This window comes from Spiroplasma platyhelix PALS-1 (genome assembly GCF_021496725.1).
Taxonomy (GTDB): domain Bacteria; phylum Bacillota_I; class Bacilli_A; order Mycoplasmatales; family VBWQ01; genus Spiroplasma_D; species Spiroplasma_D platyhelix.
Genome location: NZ_CP051215.1, coordinates 204,112 through 226,572 on the forward strand (window position 1 = coordinate 204,112; position 22,461 = coordinate 226,572).

Here is a 22,461-nt window from a genome sequence, read left to right on the forward strand (position 1 = left end):
GGTTCATTAAATGTATCGCTTTAAATCAATTAAATACCTTGCAGTAACAGGATTCATGACAGCTTTGTTGTTTGTTGTGGCTTATCTTTCATCATTATTTTTCGCTTGAACAATTAGTGTCTTTGGTGGTACAACAACTTTACAATTATTTGATGCTTTGTTTGTTCCTTTTTGTGCAATTTTTAAAGGACCAATGATGCTGTTTGCTGGTTCAATTGCAGGTGGAATATTTGATTTAGTTAGTGGAGTTAGAATTATCACGATTCCAGTGACAATTCTAATTAGAGTTTTAATGTTTTTTATCATTAAATTACTAACTAATCATAAGTGATGAAGTTCATTTTATAGTTTTTTTATTGCAGTGGTTATTTTAATGTTTGGTTATCCGTTGTACTATGTTATGATTTATCATGATAGAGCAATAGTGATTAGTGAGTTGATTGGGGATACTATTCAGGCTGGGTTTGCTTATGTAGTTGCAGTACCACTTTATTACTATTTGTCTCGTATACAAACAAATAATCATTTTTGAAATGATAGTCAATTTGATTATTTAAGGTCAAAACAAAAAAGCGAATTTAAAGAAATTTATGATGGAGAAGAAAATGGCAATTGATAAAAAATATATTCGTAATTTTTCCATTATTGCCCATATTGATCATGGTAAGTCAACTTTAGCAGACCGAATTTTAGAGTTGACACAAGCTGTTAGCGCAAGAGAGATGAAAGATCAATTATTGGATTCAATGGAACTTGAACGTGAACGTGGCATCACAATTAAATTAAATAGTGTGCAATTAAATTATCATGGGTTAGATGGACATGATTATTTGTTACATTTAATTGATACTCCAGGTCATGTTGACTTCACTTATGAAGTTTCAAGAAGTTTGGCTGCTTGTGAGGGTGTTATCTTGGTGATTGATGCAGCGCAAGGGATTGAAGCTCAAACCTTAGCAAATGCGTATTTAGCTTTAGATAATAATCTAGCAATTGTGCCAGTAATTAATAAAATTGATTTGCCAAGTGCTGATGCTGAACGAGTTCTGTCAGAGATTGATTCAGTGCTTGGGTTAGATGCAAGTGATGTGCCTTTAATTTCTGCTAAGAATGGGATTAACATCCGTGATGTCTTAGAAGCAGTAATTAAAAATATTCCTTATCCTGATCAAGCAGATGATCGTGAACCTTTAAAAGCACTAATCTTTGATTCTTATTATGATAAGTTTCGTGGTGTTGTTATTTTTATTTGTGTCAAGCAAGGAACAATTAAAGTTGGCGACAAAATTAAAATGATGTCAACTAATAGTGTTTACGAAGTAACAGAATTAGGTGTTCGTACACCTAAAGAAATTAAGAAAGATGAACTAGTTGCTGGAGAAGTTGGTTGATTAGCAGCTTCAATTAAAGTTATTAGTGATGTTCATGTTGGTGATACTATCACTCATGTCAAGAATGCAGCAGTCCAGGCTCTACCAGGATACAAGCCGTTAAAGCCGATGGTTTTTTGTGGTTTCTATCCAATTGATACTAATAAATATAATGATTTAAAAGAAGCACTTTTAAAAATCCAATTATCAGATGCTTCATTGATTTTTGAACCAGAAACTTCACAAGCTTTAGGGTTTGGATTCCGAATTGGATTTTTAGGTCTTTTACATATGGATGTCATTAAAGAAAGATTAGAACGAGAATACAATCTGAATTTAATCTCAACAGCACCTTCAGTAATTTATCATGTTAACTTAACTAATGGTGAAACTTTAAAGATTGACAATCCTGCTAAATGACCAGAAGTACAAAAAATTAAAACAATTGATGAACCTTTTGTTCAAGTGACAATTATTTGTCCTGATCAGTATGTTGGAGCAATTATGCAATTGTGTCAGGCTAAAAGAGGAATCTATCAAGATTTAAAGTATTTAGATCATATGAGAAGAAATTTAACATATAAAATGCCATTAAACGAAATTGTTTTGGATTTTTTTGATAAATTAAAATCAATTTCAAAAGGTTACGCTTCATTAGATTATGAGTTAATTGGTTACAAAGCAAGTAAATTAGTTAAAATGGATATCTTGATTGCTAGTAATCCAGTGGATGCTTTATCAGTTATCGTTCATAATGATTTTGCTTATGACCGAGGTAGAGCTTTATGTGAGAAATTAAAAGAAATTATTCCACGTCAAAATTTTGAAGTTGCAATTCAAGCAGCAATCAATAATAAAGTTCTTGCAAGAGAAACTGTGAAGGCAGTAAGAAAAGATGTTATTGCAAAATGTTATGGGGGAGATATCACAAGAAAAAGAAAATTATTAGAAAAGCAAAAAGAAGGTAAGAAAAAAATGAAAGCAATTGGTAGCGTTGAGTTGCCACAAGAAGCTTTTATGGCTGTGTTGAATATTGATGAATAAAAAAGAAAGAGAGAAGTAAAATGAAATTAACAGATAAATTTGAATTTATTAAAAATAAACCAGCAAGAAATCGAATTGTTATGCCACCGATGGATACGCTAATGGCAAATGATGGGTTTGCTAATGAATTTCACATTCAACATTATGGAGCAAGAAGTTATGGTGGAACAGGGACAATTATTATTGAATCAACTGCTGTGCAAGAAAATGGCAGAATTAGAGAAAAAGATTTAGGACTTTGAAAAGATGCACATATTGAACCATTTAAGCATGTTGTGAAGGCAATTAAACTTGGTGGAGCATTAGCTGGTGTGCAATTGAATCATGCTGGAGCTAAAGCAGAATTAAAAATTAATACTGTTGGTGCAACAAATTTTTATGACTACATTGATCAAACTAATTTTAGTTTGCTAACAGTTGAACAGTTAGCAGACATCAAGACTAGTTTCATCAAAGCAGCAAAAAGAGCCCAAGAAGCAGGGTTTGATTTTGTTGAGTTGCATGCTGCTCATGGTTATTTGTTAAGTGAGATTCTATCTAAAAAAATTAATGAAGTTACAAATGATCAAGATATTTTAAAAAGGGCAAAAATAATTATTGAGATTGTTGATGCAATCAATCAAGATATTAAGATTCCTGTTGCGATTAGATTTTCAATTTCTGATCATAGCAATGATGGGATGAAAGTTGAAGATTTTGTACCACTATTAAAGGCATTAGAAAATAAAGTTGTTTACTTCCATATTTCAAGTGGTGAAGTAATTAGTAGAGTTGATATTCCAAAAGTAATCCAAGAAGCAGGAACTAAGTTATTTAGAATTCCTTTAGCACTTAAAGTAAAGCAAGCAGTTGCAACGCCAGTGATTGCTGTTGGTAATTTTGATTCAAGAAAAGATGTTGATAGTGCAATTAGTTTAGGAATTGATGCAGTAGCAATTGGTAGAGAACATTTGTTTAATCCTAATATTGTTGTCAACACTTTATTAACTACTGAAGAAGTTGATGAAAAGTTGTATCATTGAAATAACAATATCTGATTCAACTATAAAGGTTATAAAACTTTAAAAGATCATTTAGATAGTTAGTTTTTAATTTTTAGATCAGGGTTGTCGCTTATGAATCCATAAACTTGATTTTGATAGGCAGCACTTATTTGTGCTGCTTCTTCATTTGTTTGGAAAGTTCAAATATTTAGTGGTTTATTAAGTGATTTTAATTTAGCAATCATTTCTGGATTTAAAGCTGTAGCAATCCCAGGATGAATGTAGTTAAAGTCTTGGCCATATTTTTCATTAAAGGTTGCTTGTGTTTCAAATAAGTAACCTTTTTTCATTGGTTGACTAATGCGATGATTGATTTCGTTTAAGATAGCATGATTAAAAGAAGAAACAATGACTTCAGCTTTAGTGTGGTCAAGAAGTTTTTTAATTGTGCTAAAGATAAGATCAAGTTCTTTACTAGTGTAGTTACGATTGATTTCTTCTTTGATTTCAACATTTATCATTTGATAGTTGGAACTTAATTTTGTGATGAAATCAAGAAATAATGGTGGAGTTGCAGTTGGATTTTGTTTGAAAAATTCTAATTCTTTTATTGCTTGATAGGTTAAGTCGTGTACGCTAACATCTTGATGAGCAATTCTTTTAAATGTGTCATCATGAAAAATAATCACTTGATTGTCTTTAGTGAGTCTGATGTCAAATTCTACTGCTGGACAAATTTTTAAAGCATTTTCAAAATCAATCATGCGATTTTCTCCTGCTGCAGAACGGAAACCACGATGGGCAACTAAAATAGCCATAATTTAAACTCCTACTAAATAAATGTTTTTTTCTTTTATTATAATCTTTTTAGTTTTATAAAAGGTTTATTTGAAAATGATTTATTAATATTAGGTGAATTATGTTATATTTAGGTTATTGGATAGTTGAGTGTTTTAAAGGAAGAGATAGAATGTTTAATAGTTATGTTGGTCCTTGAGGGATTTCTTCTGATTATGGTTGGTTTCATGTTTATGCTTTTACCATGTTCTTCGGAATGGTAGTAGCAATTCTTTTTTCATGATACCGTTTGTACAAACAAAAAGTTCCAACTGATGGTTTTATTTGATCAGTTGTCTTTATTATTCCTGCTTCTTTGTTAGGAGCTAGTTTTTTTGGTAAGGATGATCCAACCCGACCAATTGGTTTTTGAGAGAAATTTGCTTTCTGACAGCCTGGAATGTCAATTCATGGTGGCGTATTGTTTGGTGCAATTGTTGGGTTGATTTTCTTTGCTATTTATAAAAAGAAGACTAATGTATCATTATGAGTTTATGGGGATTGTATTATCCCAAACATTCTATTAGGTCAAGTGATTGGTCGTTGAGGAAACTTTTTTAATCATGAACTTTTAGGTGCAGTTGTTGGTTACAGTGATGTTTTAAATGCTAGTCATATTTCTGCTATTTCTTGACTACCAGCATTTATTCGTGATAACTGTTTTCAATTATTGGGTGGTAGTCCAGAAACAGCATTCATTGATGGTAAAGAGATGATTGTTTTTCGTGCACCAATCTTTTTATATGAATCACTAGCTAATTTAGGATTTTGAGCTATTCTAACTTTTTTACTACCAAATGCTTTTCATTGATTCAGTAAGAAACCATGGAAAGTGGAAGCAAAGAAATATCAACTGTTGACAATGGCAGATATTCAGAAAAAAACTAAAACTAAGAGTAATTCAGTTTCAAATTACTTTACTTTAATTCACCAAAATCATAAGCTAAAGCAAAAATATTGAAATGAAGCTTTTTATAATTATAAAGCTGATGGTTTTGTTGTTAAGGAAATCAATCAAAAATATAAAGCAAAGAAAGCAAAAGCAATGAAAGAACAATTCTTTGTTAGAAATGATTTAATCACTAAAGCTTATTTTGCTAGAAGTAGCAAACTCTATCATTTGAATAATCCGAAAGGTTATGTTGTTCTTCGTTCTGGAGTACAAATGTGACTATATTTCTTTGGTTGAAATTTCATTCGTTTCTGTTTGGAGTTACAAAGAGATGATGCAGATTTATTTTTAAAGCATCGTCGAACTTTAGATTACACAATTTTGATTTTAATTTTTTTTCTAGGCTTGGTTTTAGCAGTTTTAAGTCAATTAGTTTTTGCTAGATATTTTAGAAAAAATGGTTGAACTTATGAAAAAGAATACTAGCAGTTAATAAAGTTTTGCTAGCATTTATTTGTCAAATAGGGAAAAAATTTCTTTGTTTATATACAAAACAGAAATTAACTGTTATATTTTGATATAATTATAATGAAAATTTAGATATTTAAGAGGGTTAGTAATGTTCATTAGTGCCAGTGACTCATCAAATACGATTGATTTTTTAGGAATTCAAATCTCAATCTCTTCTTTTTTACTAATAGCTGGTGGTATTGCTTTATTAGTTTTTTTAGGTTTATTAGTAATCTTGCTCTTGATGTATTTGCGTAAAAAAATGGCAATTAAAGGATATTTAGGTTTTGATAAAAAAAGTTATCAAGTAGAAGATGAAATTTTAGAAATTGAAGGAGAAATCTTACAAATTCAAAAAAAACTTTATCTTAACAAGCAAATAAAAAAAACAAAGAAAGTTTTTTCTTAGCATAGGTGGGTCTAGATGGCTAAATGAAAAGCAAAGTTTGCTGCAAAAGTTTTGAACAATAAAAAAGAAGAAAGTCATGAGCAACAAAAGCCCAATGACTATTTTCATAATATTGTGCCACCAATTACTAGTAGTTTAGATAGTAAGCAAAATGCTAGTGATGTTCAAAAGATTCGTACTATCAAAGATGTTCAAGTTACATCTTCTTTTGTTATCCCATTAAATGAAAGAGCAAAGCAAAGTTCTTATCCTCCTTATCCAAATAACAATGATTTTTTCCAACAAGAGCAAAATTTAGTTAGTGAACCGAAAATGGATACGATGGCTTTAGTTAGTTTTAAAAATAATTTTAAAATTCCTCAAGCAATTGGTTTTGAAATTAGAATTGAAAAGTTAAAGCAGTTACTTATGTCTTTATTTAGTTTAATTGTGATTTCAATTTGTTCAACATTTATTGGTTTTTATTTTAGTGACTTAAATTTAAGTTATATTCCTCATCCAGTTCTCACAATTCCTTTATTGATTTTTTCTTTGATGATTCTAGCAGTGAACTTAGTTGATTTTTTTTCTTTGAAAAAAGAAGTTAACTTATATATCGAGAAAACTTTAAAAGGTTCTTTGATGCCTCCTAATTTTATCATTAGAAATTATCGTAAGATTCATGGGCGCTTAATTATCTTCAATTGAATGTTTAGTTTCTGTTACGTTCTGATTGGATTAATTACTTTAATTATGTATCTAATTTCAGGACAAAAGTTGACTTTTTTAATTCAATCTTGAACAGTAACAGTTCCTGATTTAAAAACTGATGCAGTCACTTTATCAGTCGTGCTAGCAGTGATGTTTTTTATCCATATGATGAGTATTGTTTTCTTTAAAAAACGTAAAGGTAACATCATTAGTTATTATGGCTATGAAGTTGTTAGCCCAAATGATTTAGAAGTTTATAAGAAAAAAATTAACCGTATTTGTCTGATTATTGCAATTAGTTTTATTGCAATTATCTTTTTTGCCATTGCAATTCCAATATTAGTTGTACGTCGTAGAAAAAAGAAGGCTTAGTTAGCAATGGAACAAATAATTAGTCAAGATTTTTTTCTTAGTGAAGCAACAGTTGTAGCAAAAAACTTGCTAGGAAAAATTTTAGTTAGAACTATTAAGGGTCAAAAAATCAAAGCAAGAATTGTTGAGACTGAAGCGTATATGGGTGGTTTTGATCGTGCTTCTCATAGTTACGGATTTAAAAAAACACCAAAAACTCTGCCTCTCTATCAAGAGGGTGGTAGAATTTATATCTATTTAATATATGGGATGTATTATTGCTTTAATATTGTAGTTAATACAAAAGATAATCCGCAAGCTGTTTTAATTCGTGCTGTTGAGATTATTGAAGGACATGAAGTAGCAATAAATTATCTTGCTGGTAATAATCATAAAAAAAGATCACATCATTGAACTAATGGTCCAGGGAAACTTGCACTAGCATTGAATCTTGATCAGAGTTTAAATAATTTACATTTGTTGAGCAATGATTGTCTTACTTTAGTTAGCGATGATTTTTTTGTTGGTCCAGATGAAATTGTAGCAGCAAAAAGAGTCAACATTGATTATGCACAAGAAGATAAGGAGCATTTTTGAAGATTTTATTTAAAAAATAATCTATTTGTTTCTAAGGTGATTAAATAGTTAGAAAAATTTCGTTATAATAAATATTAGTTACTAAGGGAGTGAAAATATGAATAAAATTGAACAAATGTCAGCTTTAATTAATGGTCAAAGTTATCAAAATGGTAAGTGAGTTGAGATCATTAGTCCAACAACAAATGAAGTTATTGGACAAGTGCCTGCTCTAACAAAAAATGAAATTGATAAGGCTTATCAAATAGCATTTGATGCTCAAAAATTATGAGCAGAAATGCCTTTATTAGCAAGAATTAAAGTTTTAAATCAATGAAAAGAATTAATCACTAGTCATAAAGAAAAAATTGCTGATTTAATGGTGTTAGAAATAGCTAAGGGTAGAAAAGCAGCAATTACTGAAGTTGAAAGATCAGTGATGTATATTGATTACACATTTGAAGAAATGAAAAGAATTCATCCACGAGCATATAATGGTGATAGTTGAAATGCCAAAAATAAACTAGGAATTTTTGAGTATGTTCCAAAAGGAGTTGTGTTGGCAATTTCACCATTTAATTATCCAGTTAACTTAGCTATTTCTAAGATTATTCCTGCGTTAGTTGCTGGTAATAGTGTTGTTTTTAAACCTGCGTCTCAAGGTTCACTAGTAGGTCTTTATTTAGCACAACTAGCAAAAGCAACAGAAATTCCAGCAGGAGTTTTTAATGCTGTTAGTGGTAAGGGGAGTGAGATTGGTGATATTTTAGTTGAGAATCCATTAATCAATGTCATCTCATTTACAGGTTCTCCTGAAGTTGGAAAACATATTGCAAGTAAGTCTTTAAAAGTTGACATGATTTTAGAATTAGGTGGTAAGGATCCAGCAATTGTTTTGGCAGATGCTGATTTAGAGGATACTGCTAGCAAAATTATTAAAGGTGCCTTTAGTTACTCTGGACAACGTTGTACAGCAATTAAAAGAGTTTTAGTTGATGCTAAGGTGAAGAATCAGTTAGCAAAAATTTTAGTTGCTAAGGTTGCTAAATTAAGTGTAGGCAAACCTGAAGATGATTGTGATATCACACCAGTGATTGACAACAAAACAGTTAAGTATATTCAAGGTTTAATTAGTGATGCATTGAAAAAAGGGGCAAAAAATTTAATTGGCAATAAAGTTGAAGGAAATTTAATGATGCCAACTTTAATTGATAATGTGAAGGAAAATATGAAGTTAGCATGAGAAGAACCTTTTGGGCCAGTGCTACCAATTATTAGTTTTAAAGATATTGAGCAAGCAATTAGCATTGCTAACAAGTCAGAGTATGGTTTACAAGCAGCAATTTTTACAACTAACATCAACTCTGCTCTAAGTATTGCTAAGCGTTTAGAAACAGGAACAGTGAACATTAATGATCAAACGCAAAGAGGACCAGATCACTTTCCATTTACTGGAATCAAAGATTCAGGATTGGGAGCACAAGGAATTCATGATTCTTTAATCTCATTTATGCGTCCAAAAGGGATTGTTCTGAATTGAAAAGACTAAACAAATTTTTTAAAAAGTGTAGTCAAATCAACAAATAATGTGCTAAAATATATAGGCTTAAAAGATATTTTATTAAGCGTCACATTAATTAATTCATAGCCTTGTGCTTTCAATGATAATGAAAGTGGTTGATGTTCGAAATTAATGGAAGAAAAACAAATTTACTAAAGGAGAAATTATGTCTATTGTAACAAGAGAAAAGCTTTTAGAAGCTGGAGTTCAATTTGGTCATCAAACTAAAAGATGAAACCCAAAAATGCGTAAATATATTTTTAATCAAAGAAATGGAATTCATATCATTGATTTACAAAAAACAATGCGTAAATTAGATGAAGCTTATAGTTTTGTTAAAGAACTTAGTGCTAATGGTGGCAAGATTTTATTCGTTGGAACTAAAAAACAAGCTAAGCAAGCAATCCAAGATGGAGCTTTAAAAACAAATTCACCATATGTAACAGAAAGATGATTAGGTGGAAACTTAACTAACTTTAAGACTATTAAAACTAGTATCAAGAAGTTAATTGATCTTGAAAATAAAGAAAAAAGTGGCGAATTAAAATTACTAACAAAAAAAGAACAAATGCTTATTGCGAAAGAAAAAGATCGTTTAGATAGAAATCTTGGTGGGATTAGAAATATGTATAAACTGCCAGATGCAGTTTATGTTAGCGATATCATCACAAATAAAATTGCTGTTGAAGAAGCAGTTAAATTAGGAATTCCTGTTATTGCAATTTGTGATAGTAATAGTGATCCAGATGACATTAGCTACATTATTCCAGGGAATGATGATGCTACAAAATCAATCACTTTAATTACTAACATAATTGCACAAGCAATTTTAGATGGTAAAAAACCTACTGGTCAAACACTAACTGAACCTGTAAAAGAAGAAGTTAAAGCAGAAGCAACACCATCAGCTGACAAACCAGCTGAAGAAAAACCTGAATCTGATACTAAACCAAGTACAGAAGAAGGTAAATAATAAGGAGATTAGCATGTCTGATATTAAAGTTGATATTAAATTATTAAAAGAATTAAGAGCAACAACTGGTGTTGGTTTTAATGATTGTCGCATTGCTTTAATTGAAGCTAACAATGATTTAGATAAGGCCTTAGAAATCTTAAAGGTTAAGGGGCTATCAAAAGCATTGTCTAAAGTAAACAATGAAGCAACTGAAGGTGTTGCTAAGATTTTAATTGATAAAAATCGTGCTGTGATTATTGAGTTAAATTGTCAAACTGACTTTGTTGCCAATAATTTAGAATTCAATAATGTTTTGAATCAAATTTCAGTAACACTTTTAAAATCTGAAGCTGTATCAACAATTGATCAAGCCTTAGCTTTAGCAGTTTCTAAGACAGAAACAATCAAAGATTTAATTACTAGTGCAATTACAAAATTAGGAGAAAACATTGTTTTAAAACGTTTTCAAGTAGTTGATAAAAAAGAAGATGAAATTTTTGGTTCTTATATTCATACAGGAGCAGTCAGTGCTGGACTTGTTGTTCTAGAAGGAACAAAAGATCAAGAGTTAGCAAAAAATATTGCAATGCAATTGGTAGCAATGAAACCAAAGTTTATTGATGTTAGTGATATTGATGAAACAGTAAGAGCAAAAGAATTAGAAATTGCTCAAGAGCAAGTTAAGGGTATGGAAAAGCCACAAGAAATCATTGAAAAGATGGTTCAAGGAAAAGTTAACAAATCCCTAGCTGAACTAACAATTACTAGTCAAACTTACATTAAAGATCCATCATTAACAATTAAGCAATATTTAGATAAAAATAATGCTAAAATTAAAAGTATGATTAGATATGAAGTAGGAGAGTTGGTTTAATTACCTAACTCAAAAAAATACTTTGAGGTGAAAAAATGGCACAATTTAAAATTATTTATTATATAGTTTTAGTAATGTCTTTTCTATTAATTGCAGTTTTTCTTTGAGGAGCTGTTACTTATAAAAAGTCTAAAAGTAATGTACGATTTTTAAATCGTCCTTTATTAGCACTAACACTATCTATTGCAGCAGTTAGTTTTATTCTTGCTTGAATTCCAATTATAATGAAAGTTTGAGCATATGATGATGAATTTGTTAGATCAGATCCAGCATTTATTTCAATTTTAGTTTTTGAATTTATTTTCTTAATTGCTTTCTTAGTTTTAGCTTATGTTTTTGCCTTTGATTTTGGGATGACATTAGAGCAAGATACTAATCGCTTACAATTCTTTGGTCAAACAGTAAACACTGAAAAAATTATTGCCTTAGAAGAAAAGCCACATTGCTTAAAAATTGTTTACGAACAAGGATTTAAAAACATTAAGAAAAAAATTACTATCTTTAGTCCTAAGGCAAGACTTTTTGCTAAGGAGATTTTAACTGATATTGTTGCAGCAAATCAAAGTCAAAGAGCAGCAGCACTAGCAATAGAAAATATTGAAACAACAGATTCAACACAAAATGTTGAACTTGAACAAAATTAATAAAGTAAAAAAACCACAAACACAATGTGGTTTTTTATAATTAAAGTAGAAATTTGGAGGGAATAGTGGAAAATTTTAAATATAAAAGAATTTTATTAAAAATTAGTGGTGAAGCATTAGGGTCAACAGATGACTTATACAGCAATGAAAAAATTGATAAGATTTGTCAACAAATTAAAACTTTAATCAATAGCAAAGTTCAAGTTGCACTAGTTGTTGGTGGAGGGAATATTTGAAGAGGTGCCAAAGAAGGTCAAAAAGTTGGGTTGGATCGTACTAACGCTGACTATATGGGGATGCTAGCAACTGTGATGAATGCTTTAGTGTTGGAATCAAAATTTAGAGCATTAGGTCTAAATGTCATTGTGCAATCAGCTTTAGAAGTCAACAAAGTAGCAGAACCTTATTACTATAAAAAAGCAATTAGCAGACTAGAAAAAGGTTATGTTGTGATTTTAGCTGGAGGAACAGGTTATCCTTACTTTACAACTGATACCACAGCAGCTTTAAGAGCAGCAGAGATTAAAGCAGATGTCATTTTAATGGCAAAAAATGGGGTGGATGGAGTTTACGATCAAGATCCACAAGTAAATAAAAATGCTGTTCGATTTTCTTCTTTAGACTATCAAGATATCACTAGCAAGAATTTAAAAGTGATGGACCTAACTGCTTCAACAATGTCAATGGAAGCTGATTTAGAAATTGTTGTGTTCGATATTAATACTCCAGATAACATCATCAAAGCAGCACAAGGAACAGCGATTTCTACAACTATTAGTAGCAAAAAAAATATCAATTCTAAGGAGTAATCTAAATGAATTTAGAGCAACATATATTAAGTACAATTTATAAAAAAAAACCAGAAAAACCAATTAGAATTTTATTCCCTGAAGCAGAAAATGAAAAAGTTCAAGCTGTAGCATTGAAGTTGATTCAAAATACTTTTGTTTACATAACTGAAGATAAAAAAGAGCAAACAATTAGCATTAAAGATATCATTGAACCAGTTTTATTGTTTGATGAAAAAGATAGTATTCCTGAAGCACTAGCTAAGCAAGTTACAATTATCAAAACTACTGATCAATCAAATTTGGCTCAAAAGTTGTACCAAATTAGAAAAGAAAAAGGTCTAACATTAGCACAGGCGCAAACTTTAGTAGCTGGTAAGAATTACTATGGCATGATGCTACTTGATGGCAATGAAGTTGATTGTTTAGTTGCTGGGATTAACTACAAAACAGCAGATATTTTAAGACCAGCTTTACAAATTATCAAAGCAGATAAGAAAACGGTTGCCAGCACTTTTATTATGAATAAGAATGAAGAAACTTATCTTTTCAGTGATTGTTCAATCAATATTTTACCAACAGCAGAACAATTAGTTGAGATTGCAGATAGCACCATTAATTTTGCTCTTGATTTTGATTTTAAAACTTTTGATTCAATTAACTTTGAACATTTAAATGTTGCCATGTTATCTTATTCAACTAATGGTAGTGGTACAGGTCAAGATGTTGATAAGGTGAGAACAGCAAGTCAAACACTAGCGCAAAAGAATTGAAATGGTGAACAAAAAGTAAACATTGCTGGAGAAATTCAGTTTGATGCAGCATTTGATGAAACAGTTCGCAAAAAAAAGTTTTCTAATCTTGAGATGAAGGGTGCATGTAACATTTTTATCTTTCCTGACTTAGAAGCAGGGAACATCGGTTACAAAATTGCCCAAAGAATGGGAAAATTTAAAGCAATTGGTCCAATAATTTTAGGGTTGAAAAAACCAGTGAACGATTTATCACGTGGTGCAACAATTGATGACATTTATGATACAGCACTAATCACTTGTGCCCAAAAATTTTTAAAAAGTAACTAACTGAAACTTTGACTGGTATTTAGTAAAATATCAGTTTTTTTATTAGATTCTTGCATTAAGGTACATTGAAAAAATCGTTAATTAGTATTAAAATGATAGGACATTAATTTTAGATTTAAAAAGGAGAAAAGAATGAATTATAATTACGACTTAATTATTGTTGGAGCAGGCCCTGGAGGATATATTGCAGCAGAACGTGCTGGAAAATTAGGGCTAAAGACAGCAATTGTTGAAAAAGGAACTTGGGGTGGTGTTTGTTTGAATATCGGATGTATTCCAACAAAAACATTGCTAAAAAATGCTAAGGTTTTTCACTATCTAGATGTTAGTGAAAAATATGGAATTAATTATGATAAGAACAGTATTCATATTGATTGAAATGTGGCACAAAAGAGAAAAGATGATGTTGTTAAGAAGTTGACTACTGGTGTGCAATTTTTAATGAAAAGTAATAAAGTTGATAGCATAGTTGGAACAGCATCAGCAGTTGATAGTCATACAATTAAAGTGACAGATAAAGAAGGGTCACAAAAAACTTATACTGCTAAATATCTAATCATTGCTACTGGTTCAAAAGTAAAAATGTTTGATAATCCAAATGTTCCTGTTACAGGGTTGAGTACAAATGATTTAAAAAATAATCAAACTTTACTAACTTCAACTGAGATTCTTTCTTTAAAAGAAATTCCTAAATCACTAACAGTAATTGGTGGTGGAGTTATTGGTTGTGAGTTTGCTGCTTTGTTTAGTACACTAGGTACTAAAGTAACAATTATTGAGTATTTGCCTTCAATCTTAGCTATTTCAGATCGTGATATTAGTAATGAACTAACAAAGATTTTTATTAATAATGGCATTGAAATTCTAACAAATCATAGTGTTGCTAGTTTAGAAGGAAATACACTAACTTATTATGCAGCAGATGATAAGGAACGAAAGAATCCTAAAACAATTACTAGTGACTATTTCTTATTAAGTACAGGAAGAATACCAATTACAGAAGGTTTTGAAAACCTTGATTTACAAATTAAACCTAATGGTGCTTTTGCTGTCAACAATAAATTAGAAGCGTTAGATAAGAACAATCAAGTGCTTGATAACATTTACATTATTGGTGATGTAACAGGAGAAAAAATGTTAGCTCATGTTGCTTCAAGTCAAGGATTGATGGCTATTAACAACATCTTAGTAAAAGAAAAGAAAGCAAACTATCAAGAACGAATAGTTAACTACAATCAAATGCCAAGTTGTATTTATTCTTTCCCTGAAGCAGCTAGTGTTGGTTTAACAGAAGAAGAAGTTAAGAAACTCTATCCTGATGACTATTTAAGTAAGAAGATTCCATTTAGTATTAATGGAAAAGCTTTAAGTGATGGTGAAACTGATGGGTTTGTTAAATTGATTATCAGTAAAAAGTATGGTGAGATTCTTGGTGCTCATATCTTAGGAACAACAGCAACAGACATGATTGCTGAAATTGTGAATATTATGGTGAACGAAGATACTATTGTTGAGTTAGCAAATGCTTGTCACCCCCATCCAACGCTATCAGAAGTAGTGATGGATGTTGCTCAAGATTTAGCGTTACAAATTAATAAATAAGCATAAGCAAATTAAAGGAGCAAAAAATAAATGAGTGACAAAATTTTAGTTATTAACGCTGGTTCTAGTTCAATTAAGTTTCAGTTGTTTAATATTCTTAGTAGCAAACCAGAATTTCAAATTCTAGCAAAAGGTTTAGTTGAACGAATTGGTATCAAAGATAGTAGAGTTAGCATTGAATTAATACAAAATAATAGTTTTATTAAATATGATAAGCAAATTGATGTTCAAGATCATGCCTTTGGTGCGAAATTAATTATTGAGCAATTGCAACTTTATTCAGTGATTTCAAATTTTGATGAAATTGTAGGGATTGGCCATCGTTTAGTTCATGGGGGAGAAAAATTTAAAACTTCAACAATAATAAATCAAGCAGCTGAAAATGCAATTATCAAAAGTGTTTCTTTAGCACCTTTACATAATCCTGCTGCTTTAAAGGGTTACAATGCTTTTAAAGCTTTAAATCCAAAGATTAAACATGTTGCTGTTTTTGATACTTCTTTTCACATGACTCTACCAGAAGAAAAGTATCTTTATTCAACACCCTATCAGTGATATCAAAAGTATCAAGTAAGAAAATATGGTTTTCATGGCATTAGCTATCGTTACATTTTAGAGAAACTAGCAGCAATTTTAAAAAAAGATGAGAAAAAAATTAATGCTGTTGTTTGCCATTTAGGGAATGGAGCAAGTATTTGTGCCATTAAAGATGGTCAAAGTTTCAACACAACAATGGGTCTGACACCTTTAGATGGTTTAATTATGGGAACAAGAAGTGGTGTGGTTGATCCTTCAATTCATCAATATATTTGTGAGATAACAAAAAATACTAGTGATGCTCAAACAATTGCTAGTGTGACAGATATTTTAAATAAAGAGTCTGGATTGTTAGGAATTAGTGGTGTTTCATCTGACATCAGAGATGTGACTGCAGCAAAAGAAGATGAGAATCATCCTAAGCATCATCTAGCTAGTTTGGCAATTAAAATGTTTTGTCAGCGCATTGCAAACTACATCATTCAATATAGCAATGATTTAGACAATAAAGTTGATGCCTTAGTTTTTACAGCAGGGATTGGTGAGAATGGTGTTTTAATTAGAAAATGAGTGCTTGAAGAAATTAAGATTCTCTCATTAAAACTTAACAGCAAAGCCAATGAAGAAAAGTATGATGATTATGTTTTAATTAGTGATTTATCTTCAGTGTTTCCAATTTATAAAATCAGAACAAATGAAGAAATTATCATTTGTCACGATACTTACGAATTATTAAATAAAAAATAGTAGCAATTGCTACTATTTTTTTAATTTCTTCAAATGTAAATTAGAGCATTTGCTGGTTTGCCACAACCGCAAATTCCAATATTTTCTTTCTTTTCTTTTAATTCCATATTGGCATTAAAGTGATCTGAAAATCCTTTGTTTAGTGATGATGAAACATACTCACCAATTTCTACTGCAGCAAGGATTGTTTTTCCTTCAGTTAGTAAGTTTTCAATGTTACTAAAATCCCCATCAAGGATTTCAATCATGTTATTTAAATCTTTTGCCATTTCTCTACCTCTTTTTTAATTTATTAAGAAAATTGTATCATGCTTGCTCTTAGTTCTTAGCAGATAAATTTATTTTTTTCTTTATTAAAGAAATTAATTTTTTTAGTGTTCAAAGGTTTATAATATAAATTAGAATGGGTATATAAAATCCAAATGAATGATTTAAGGAGTATAGATTATGAATAAAAAAACTAAGGTTGTTTTGATTGGTATTAATCATGCAGGGACAACAGCAGTAAAGGCTTTAATTAGAAATAATCCAAATGCAGAAGTTGTTGCTTACGATCGTAATGACAATATTTCTTTTTTAGGATGTGGGATTGCATTATGAGTGGGAAAAGAATTTAGTAATCCAAAAGGACTATTTTATGCTACAGCAGAAAAGTTGGCTGCGATGGGTGTAAACATTAAAATGAGTCATGAGATGACAAAATTAGATGTAAGCAAAAAAACTTTAGAGATTAAGAATTTAAAAACTAATGAAACAATTACTGAAACATATGACAAGTTAATTTTAGCAATTGGATCATGACCAATTTTAAATCCAGGTGGCAAGGAAATTCCAGGATTATTGCAACTAACAAATGGTCAACCAACTGAAGACTTTTTGAATGGTTACAAGCTAACAAAAGGAATTCATCTTTCAAAACTTTATCAACATGCACAATTAATTATTGAACATTTAAATAAACCAGAAGTTAAAAATATTGTTGTGATTGGTGCAGGATACATTGGGATTGAATTAGTAGAAGCTTTTGTTAAGGTGAAAAAGCAAGTTACTTTAATTGATTTTGAAAGTCGTATTATGCCAAGATACTATGATCCTGAGTTCACAAATGATTTAGAAACAGAAATGAAGAAAAATGGAGTAAAATTACAATTAGGTGAAACTCTTGAAAGATTTACTGTTGAAAATAATCAAGTTGCAGGAGTAGTAACAAATAAAGGAAATTATCCAGCTGATTTAGTTATTATGGCTGTTGGCTTTCTACCAAACACATCAGTTTTAAAAAATACTGATGGATCAACACAACTAAACTTAGATGCTCGTGGAGCAATTGTTGTCAACCAATATTTTCAAACTTCTAATCCAGATGTTTATGCGATTGGTGATTGTATTGCTATTCATTCTAATGCTTGAGGAAAAGATGTCAACATTGCCTTAGCAACTAATGCTGTTCGTAGTGGATTAGTAGCAGGACTAAATATTAGTACTGACAACAAAGTACCATTTCCTGGTGTGCAAGGAACAAATGCAATTGCTGTTTTTGGATGAAAGCTAGCTGCAACAGGACTATCAGAAATATCTGCTAAAGCAATTTTAGGAAAAGATAATATTGAAGCAGTGTACTATCAAGATACAGCTTTTCCACCATTTATGAAAGAAAATCATTTAGTTAAGATTAAAATTATTTGAGAAAAAGAATCAAGAAGAATTGTTGGAGCAGAAATTGGTTCAACACAAGATCACACTGAAGTAATTTTTATGTTCTCATTAGCAATTATGAAAAATCTAACAATTGATGAGATTGCCTTAATTGATATGTACTTCTTACCGCACTTTAATAAACCATATAACTATGTAACAGCAGCAGCACTATTAGCAATGGGAATATTAAAGCAAGAAGATATTGTGTATCCAGATCCCTATCAAGAAGAAAATAAAAAAAAAGAGTTATTTAGCACAGAAACTATTGAGCAAATAAATCAAATTTAATTGGAGTAAATATGTTACAAGAAAAAAGTAAAAATGTTGCACCGATGCCAGCAAAAGCACCTGCTGTTAAAGAAATTAGATATCACTTTTTTTGGGTGTTTCAAATTTTACTTTTTTTAACATTGCCTTTATGAATTCTACCAACTTTAATTATTAATTTAATTATTGGTAGAAAGTTGCGTGATGCCTTAGAAATTATTCCTAAAGCAGGACCAGTTAACTTTCCAGGTTATGAAGGTGTTGACTTCAACACTTTAGAATTTTATAATCGTGACATGGAGATAAAGCATGCACCAAAAGAGTTATTTATTAGTTCTGAAGAATGATTTAGTATGAAACCAGAGAATGTAGCCATTCCTACTTTTGATGAAAAAGTTCTAGCAGCTTTCTTTTTAGTTAACCCAAAACCAACTAATAAATGAATTGTTGTGGTTCATGGGTGAATGCAAAATCGTTACAGCATTTTATATCTTGCTAAGCATTTTTATAAAGGTGGCTTTAATGTCTTGGTTTATGATGCTAGAAATCATGGTTCAAATGCTGATAGCAGTTGTACTTTTGGTAGTAAAGAAGCAAAAGATTTATTTTATGTTGTCAAGTATGTTAGAGAAAAGTATCAAGGACAAACACTTGAGTTTGCGTTGATTGGTAACAGTATGGGTGCATCAACTATTTTACAAGCAGTTACTAATTATGATTTAGCAGCTGTTGGTGTCAAATCAGCAATCTTTGATTGTGGTTACGATGACTACACGCACATGTTGAAAATTTTAGGTAAGACACGAGTGCACTGACATTGATTTTGATTCTATTACGGAGTTAAGTTCTGACTTAATGTAAAGGATAAATTTAGCCCTGTTGAGATTAGACCACTTAAGAAAATTCAAAATTGTGCCAAAATGCCAATGTTGTTCATTCATGGAACAGCAGATCAAACTGTACCACTAACAATGACTAAAAAAGTTTATAGCGAAAAAATTAAGTATGAAGTAGCAACAAAGAGTAAGAAACCTAGCGAATTATTGCTAGTTCCTCATGCGCGTCATGTTGAATCTGCATTGACTGATTATCCATTATATAGCAAAACAACTTTAAAGTTTGTTAGCAAATGATTCAGCAAGGATAGTAAGAAGAAAACAAAGGAATAATTAAACAATGATTTATTATGTCAATCAAAGTAAAGATCCATATTTTAATTTAGCATTAGAAGAACTACTAACAAAAGATGACAGCATCACAGAAGAAATTTTATTACTATGACAAAATGACAATACAATCGTTATTGGAGTCAATCAAAACACGATTGAAGAAATTAACAATGATTACGTTTCAGAGCATCATGTTAGCGTGGTTCGTAGACTATCTGGTGGTGGAGCAGTCTATCATGATTTAGGTAACTTAAATTTTACTTTTATCTTCACCAAGAATAAAGATACTGTTCGTAATTATGCGTTGTTTACTCAACCAATTATTGATGTACTACAAAAGATTGGACTGAATGCTAAGTTTAGTGGCAAGAATGACATCTTAGTTGATGGCAAAAAAATATCAGGTAACGCACAATATAATCACAAGAATCGCATTATGCATCATGGCACAATCTTATTTGATGTCGACATGAGTATTTTGCCTCAAGTGCTTAAACCCGATTTGTTGAAATTGCAATCAAAAGGAATCAAGTCTGTGCAAGCAAGAGTAACAAATATTTTACCTTTACTAGCAAATAAAATTAGCATTGATGAGTTTAAAGAATTAATTGTGCGCGACTTACAAGAAACTAAGCAAGCTAAGATTGTTTACCCTAGTAAAGCATTAATTGCCCAAGCAGAAAAATTAGCTGATGAGAAGTATCGTACTTGAGTGTGAAACTATGGTCACTCACCAGAATTTAATCTTACAAATAAAGTGCGAATTGAAGGCAAGGGAACAGTTGATGTTCGTTTAGCAGTTGAGAAAGGACTGATTAGATCAATTAAGATTTATGGTGACTTTCTTGGTACTTTAGGTACTAAAGCATTAGAAGATAAGCTGATAGATCAGCCTTATCAATTAGCAACCTTAAGCAGTATCATTTCAGAAGAAGACATCAAAGCAGTCTTTGGAGCAAATTTTAGCAAGGATGAAGTTCTTTCTGTTTTGATTAGATAGGACAAAAAATGGCACGTACAGGCACTTATACAAAGTGATTAGCAGAAGAAGATTTATATTGTGTTGATAGATTTATTAAAAATTATTTTGAAAAATTAATTAAATCTGGTCAACCTGTAAATAGTAAAGCGATGGACTTAGAAGTTTATTTATATAATGAACGTTATAATAAAAAAAGAACAGAAGCAAGTGTTAGATTAAAATTTCATAATATAGAACATTTAGCTTTTAAATGAGTGAAAGAAAATGGTAATCCTTATAATGTAAATATAAAAAAAGGTATGTCAAAAAGATCAAAGCAGTGTTTGAAATTTTGAGAAGCACAAATTGAACAATATTCTAATGAAATAAATAAATGATTAAATAAAAAATAGTCCTATATAGGACTATTTTTTATTAACCTGCATTAATTGGCGCAGTGGGTTGAGATTCTTCTAGAGCATCGTAACTGATGATGTAGTACTTCAATCGTAGGTCTCATAGATGCATCACAGGTTGATAGAGGACGCCTGCGACAACAGCATTGCTGACTCCGTGAACAGCATCGAACAACAGACCATTCAATCAATAAGCAAAGAAAGCACTCTTACCATACATCAGCAGATGAAGAAATGCATCTAAGGTACCAAAAGTGAAACCTCATAAGCTATTAAGGACAATAAAGAGTCATCAATGTTTTTTGATTACTTTTTTAAATGATCAGATTAAGAGCACTAATAGTGGTCAAGCAATAAAGTATAAGATAACTCAAGTTGCTACTCCTCTTAAGAGAATTTCACATAAATTAAAAATTAGTGGGATAGAAATGCTAATAGAAAGTGGGAACACTAGAGCTGCAAAAGAAAGTAAGAAAGTCACCACTTCAATATTAGGTAAGATAGCTAGTGCTTCTTTTAGGGCAAAAACTAGTGCACTATATAAAGCAATAATTAGTAGTCTTAGTAGCTTTTGAACATGTAAACTCATTTCTTCTCCCTAATAAAAAAGCACACTAACTTTGAGTGTGCGTGAAAAATCATTAGTTTTCTAACTGCACCCAGAGTTGTTTCTTGGTTTATTAATTAAATCGGTCTCCTGACTTAACTTCATTTTACTAGTTAGCCTTCTCAAAACATTTGTTTCAATGGTTTATCTAACGTTCATCAGTATTACAGTTGCTGGGGCAGTCTTAGAATTGCACTAAATTCCCTAAATATTTAATTAATATTAAGTTTGTCTTTTTATTATAAATTATTTTTGGTCTTTATTTAATAAATCTACTAATTTATCTTTTTCTAAAGTTAGCATTTCCTTTTGGTACTTAGTGAATAGTCGTTGGCAGTCATTAATTTCGTTTAGTGCCTGCTTAACATCCATTCATCCTTTAATGACAACTTTTTTATTTTGTAAGGCTTTGTATTGTAAGAAGAAGTTAGTTATCTCGTCTAATAGATGTTTAGGAACGTCTTTTAAAGTTTGATAGTCTTTGAATCTTGGATCACTCTTAACAACACCAAAGATTTTTGTATCAATCTCACCATCATCAATCATTTCAATTGCACCAAGAACACGAATTTCAATCAGACATCCAGGAAAAGTAGGATAAGTAATTAATGAGATCACGTCTAATGGATCACCATCATAATCTAAAGTATTAGGAATGAAGCCGTACTCACCAGGATAGAAATTAGCACCAAATAATGGGCGGTCTAAAATAAAAGTTTTTCTCTTATTATCAAATTCAAATTTATTTTTGCATCCTTTAGGGATTTCAACAACCATTTCGATTGTTAGTTCATTGTTGGCCATTTAAGTAGACAACTCCTTTCATGTTAATTTCAATTATATAATAGTTTTATCTTTTTTATATTATAATTAACATGATTATCACGAAAA

General features: G+C 30.6%; 23 protein-coding genes and 1 riboswitch. Of the genes, 19 read left to right on the top strand and 4 right to left on the bottom strand.

Annotated features, from left to right (window positions below; translation table 4 throughout):
• Positions 1–10 precede the first annotated feature (10 nt).
• From SPLAT_RS01065 to SPLAT_RS01075, 3 genes are read left to right on the top strand one after another with little or no spacing between them, the layout of a single operon-like run.
• A complete protein-coding gene (locus tag SPLAT_RS01065) occupies positions 11–619 on the top strand; it encodes an ECF transporter S component family protein (RefSeq protein ID WP_168105224.1) in 609 nt (202 codons plus the stop codon).
• The gene (gene lepA / locus SPLAT_RS01070) at positions 612–2,414 is read left to right on the top strand and encodes a translation elongation factor 4 (protein ID WP_168105294.1); all 1,803 of its coding nucleotides are present in this window, start codon (positions 612–614) and stop codon (positions 2,412–2,414) included. The genes SPLAT_RS01065 and lepA overlap by 8 nt, the downstream gene beginning before the upstream one ends.
• Positions 2,415–2,434: 20 nt before the next feature.
• The gene (locus SPLAT_RS01075) at positions 2,435–3,499 is read left to right on the top strand and encodes an oxidoreductase (protein WP_168105225.1); all 1,065 of its coding nucleotides are present in this window, start codon (positions 2,435–2,437) and stop codon (positions 3,497–3,499) included.
• Here SPLAT_RS01075 and SPLAT_RS01080 read toward each other — a convergent pair.
• The gene (locus SPLAT_RS01080; RefSeq protein WP_168105226.1) at positions 3,496–4,215 is read right to left on the bottom strand and encodes a glycerophosphodiester phosphodiesterase; all 720 of its coding nucleotides are present in this window, start codon (positions 4,213–4,215) and stop codon (positions 3,496–3,498) included. The two genes, SPLAT_RS01075 and SPLAT_RS01080, sit on opposite strands and share 4 nt — an antisense overlap.
• Positions 4,216–4,367: 152 nt before the next feature.
• Between SPLAT_RS01080 and SPLAT_RS01085 the strand changes: the two genes are divergently transcribed.
• The 12 genes from SPLAT_RS01085 (at position 4,368) to SPLAT_RS01140 (ending at position 16,452) form a co-directional block, all read left to right on the top strand.
• Positions 4,368–5,612, top strand: coding sequence for a prolipoprotein diacylglyceryl transferase (locus SPLAT_RS01085; protein ID WP_168105227.1), 1,245 nt, complete (start codon positions 4,368–4,370; stop codon positions 5,610–5,612).
• 133 nt (positions 5,613–5,745) lie between these two features.
• On the top strand, positions 5,746–6,045 hold the full coding sequence (locus SPLAT_RS01090; RefSeq protein ID WP_168105228.1) for a hypothetical protein: 300 nt from the start codon (positions 5,746–5,748) through the stop codon (positions 6,043–6,045).
• Positions 6,046–6,060: 15 nt separating this feature from the next.
• Positions 6,061–7,107 (top strand): MSC_0882 family membrane protein, encoded by a 1,047-nt coding sequence (locus SPLAT_RS01095; RefSeq protein ID WP_168105229.1) that lies wholly within the window; start codon positions 6,061–6,063, stop codon positions 7,105–7,107.
• A 6-nt stretch (positions 7,108–7,113) separates the two neighbouring features.
• A complete protein-coding gene (locus SPLAT_RS01100) occupies positions 7,114–7,731 on the top strand; it encodes a DNA-3-methyladenine glycosylase (RefSeq protein WP_168105230.1) in 618 nt (205 codons plus the stop codon).
• Positions 7,732–7,780: 49 nt separating this feature from the next.
• Positions 7,781–9,211 carry an NADP-dependent glyceraldehyde-3-phosphate dehydrogenase gene (locus SPLAT_RS01105; protein WP_168105231.1) on the top strand — a complete coding sequence of 477 codons (1,431 nt, stop codon included), beginning with the start codon at positions 7,781–7,783 and terminating at the stop codon, positions 9,209–9,211.
• Positions 9,212–9,389: 178 nt separating this feature from the next.
• Complete coding sequence (rpsB, locus tag SPLAT_RS01110; RefSeq protein ID WP_168105232.1) at positions 9,390–10,196, top strand: 30S ribosomal protein S2; 807 nt, start codon at positions 9,390–9,392, stop codon at positions 10,194–10,196.
• 13 nt (positions 10,197–10,209) lie between these two features.
• Positions 10,210–11,052: a translation elongation factor Ts gene (tsf, locus tag SPLAT_RS01115; protein ID WP_168105233.1), complete on the top strand. Its 843-nt coding sequence runs from the start codon at positions 10,210–10,212 to the stop codon at positions 11,050–11,052.
• Positions 11,053–11,087: 35 nt separating this feature from the next.
• Positions 11,088–11,696, top strand: coding sequence for a hypothetical protein (locus SPLAT_RS01120; protein WP_168105234.1), 609 nt, complete (start codon positions 11,088–11,090; stop codon positions 11,694–11,696).
• Between the two features lie 65 nt (positions 11,697–11,761).
• On the top strand, positions 11,762–12,505 hold the full coding sequence (pyrH, locus tag SPLAT_RS01125; protein ID WP_168105235.1) for a UMP kinase: 744 nt from the start codon (positions 11,762–11,764) through the stop codon (positions 12,503–12,505).
• A gap of 5 nt (positions 12,506–12,510) precedes the next feature.
• The gene (locus SPLAT_RS01130) at positions 12,511–13,566 is read left to right on the top strand and encodes a phosphotransacetylase (RefSeq protein ID WP_168105236.1); all 1,056 of its coding nucleotides are present in this window, start codon (positions 12,511–12,513) and stop codon (positions 13,564–13,566) included.
• A gap of 132 nt (positions 13,567–13,698) precedes the next feature.
• Complete coding sequence (lpdA, locus tag SPLAT_RS01135) at positions 13,699–15,168, top strand: dihydrolipoyl dehydrogenase (RefSeq protein ID WP_168105237.1); 1,470 nt, start codon at positions 13,699–13,701, stop codon at positions 15,166–15,168.
• Between the two features lie 30 nt (positions 15,169–15,198).
• The gene (locus tag SPLAT_RS01140; RefSeq protein WP_168105238.1) at positions 15,199–16,452 is read left to right on the top strand and encodes an acetate kinase; all 1,254 of its coding nucleotides are present in this window, start codon (positions 15,199–15,201) and stop codon (positions 16,450–16,452) included.
• A 20-nt stretch (positions 16,453–16,472) separates the two neighbouring features.
• Here the strand turns inward: SPLAT_RS01140 and SPLAT_RS01145 are convergent, their stop codons facing one another.
• Positions 16,473–16,721: a hypothetical protein gene (locus tag SPLAT_RS01145; protein WP_168105239.1), complete on the bottom strand. Its 249-nt coding sequence runs from the start codon at positions 16,719–16,721 to the stop codon at positions 16,473–16,475.
• A 178-nt stretch (positions 16,722–16,899) separates the two neighbouring features.
• On the opposite strand from SPLAT_RS01145, the gene SPLAT_RS01150 reads away from it, so the two are divergent.
• Genes SPLAT_RS01150 through SPLAT_RS01165 form a run of 4 tightly spaced genes read left to right on the top strand, consistent with a single transcriptional unit; the run spans position 16,900 to position 20,960 of the window.
• Positions 16,900–18,438: an FAD-dependent oxidoreductase gene (locus SPLAT_RS01150; protein WP_168105240.1), complete on the top strand. Its 1,539-nt coding sequence runs from the start codon at positions 16,900–16,902 to the stop codon at positions 18,436–18,438.
• Between the two features lie 11 nt (positions 18,439–18,449).
• Positions 18,450–19,586 carry an alpha/beta hydrolase gene (locus tag SPLAT_RS01155; protein ID WP_168105241.1) on the top strand — a complete coding sequence of 379 codons (1,137 nt, stop codon included), beginning with the start codon at positions 18,450–18,452 and terminating at the stop codon, positions 19,584–19,586.
• A gap of 7 nt (positions 19,587–19,593) precedes the next feature.
• On the top strand, positions 19,594–20,586 hold the full coding sequence (locus SPLAT_RS01160; RefSeq protein WP_168105242.1) for a lipoate--protein ligase: 993 nt from the start codon (positions 19,594–19,596) through the stop codon (positions 20,584–20,586).
• A gap of 8 nt (positions 20,587–20,594) precedes the next feature.
• Complete coding sequence (locus tag SPLAT_RS01165) at positions 20,595–20,960, top strand: hypothetical protein (protein ID WP_168105243.1); 366 nt, start codon at positions 20,595–20,597, stop codon at positions 20,958–20,960.
• 22 nt (positions 20,961–20,982) lie between these two features.
• Here the strand turns inward: SPLAT_RS01165 and SPLAT_RS01170 are convergent, their stop codons facing one another.
• A complete protein-coding gene (locus tag SPLAT_RS01170; RefSeq protein ID WP_168105244.1) occupies positions 20,983–21,552 on the bottom strand; it encodes a hypothetical protein in 570 nt (189 codons plus the stop codon).
• Between the two features lie 81 nt (positions 21,553–21,633).
• A riboswitch (cobalamin riboswitch) is annotated at positions 21,634–21,801 on the bottom strand.
• A gap of 15 nt (positions 21,802–21,816) precedes the next feature.
• A complete protein-coding gene (locus SPLAT_RS01175; protein ID WP_168105245.1) occupies positions 21,817–22,374 on the bottom strand; it encodes an inorganic diphosphatase in 558 nt (185 codons plus the stop codon).
• Between the last annotated feature and the right edge of the window lie 87 nt (positions 22,375–22,461).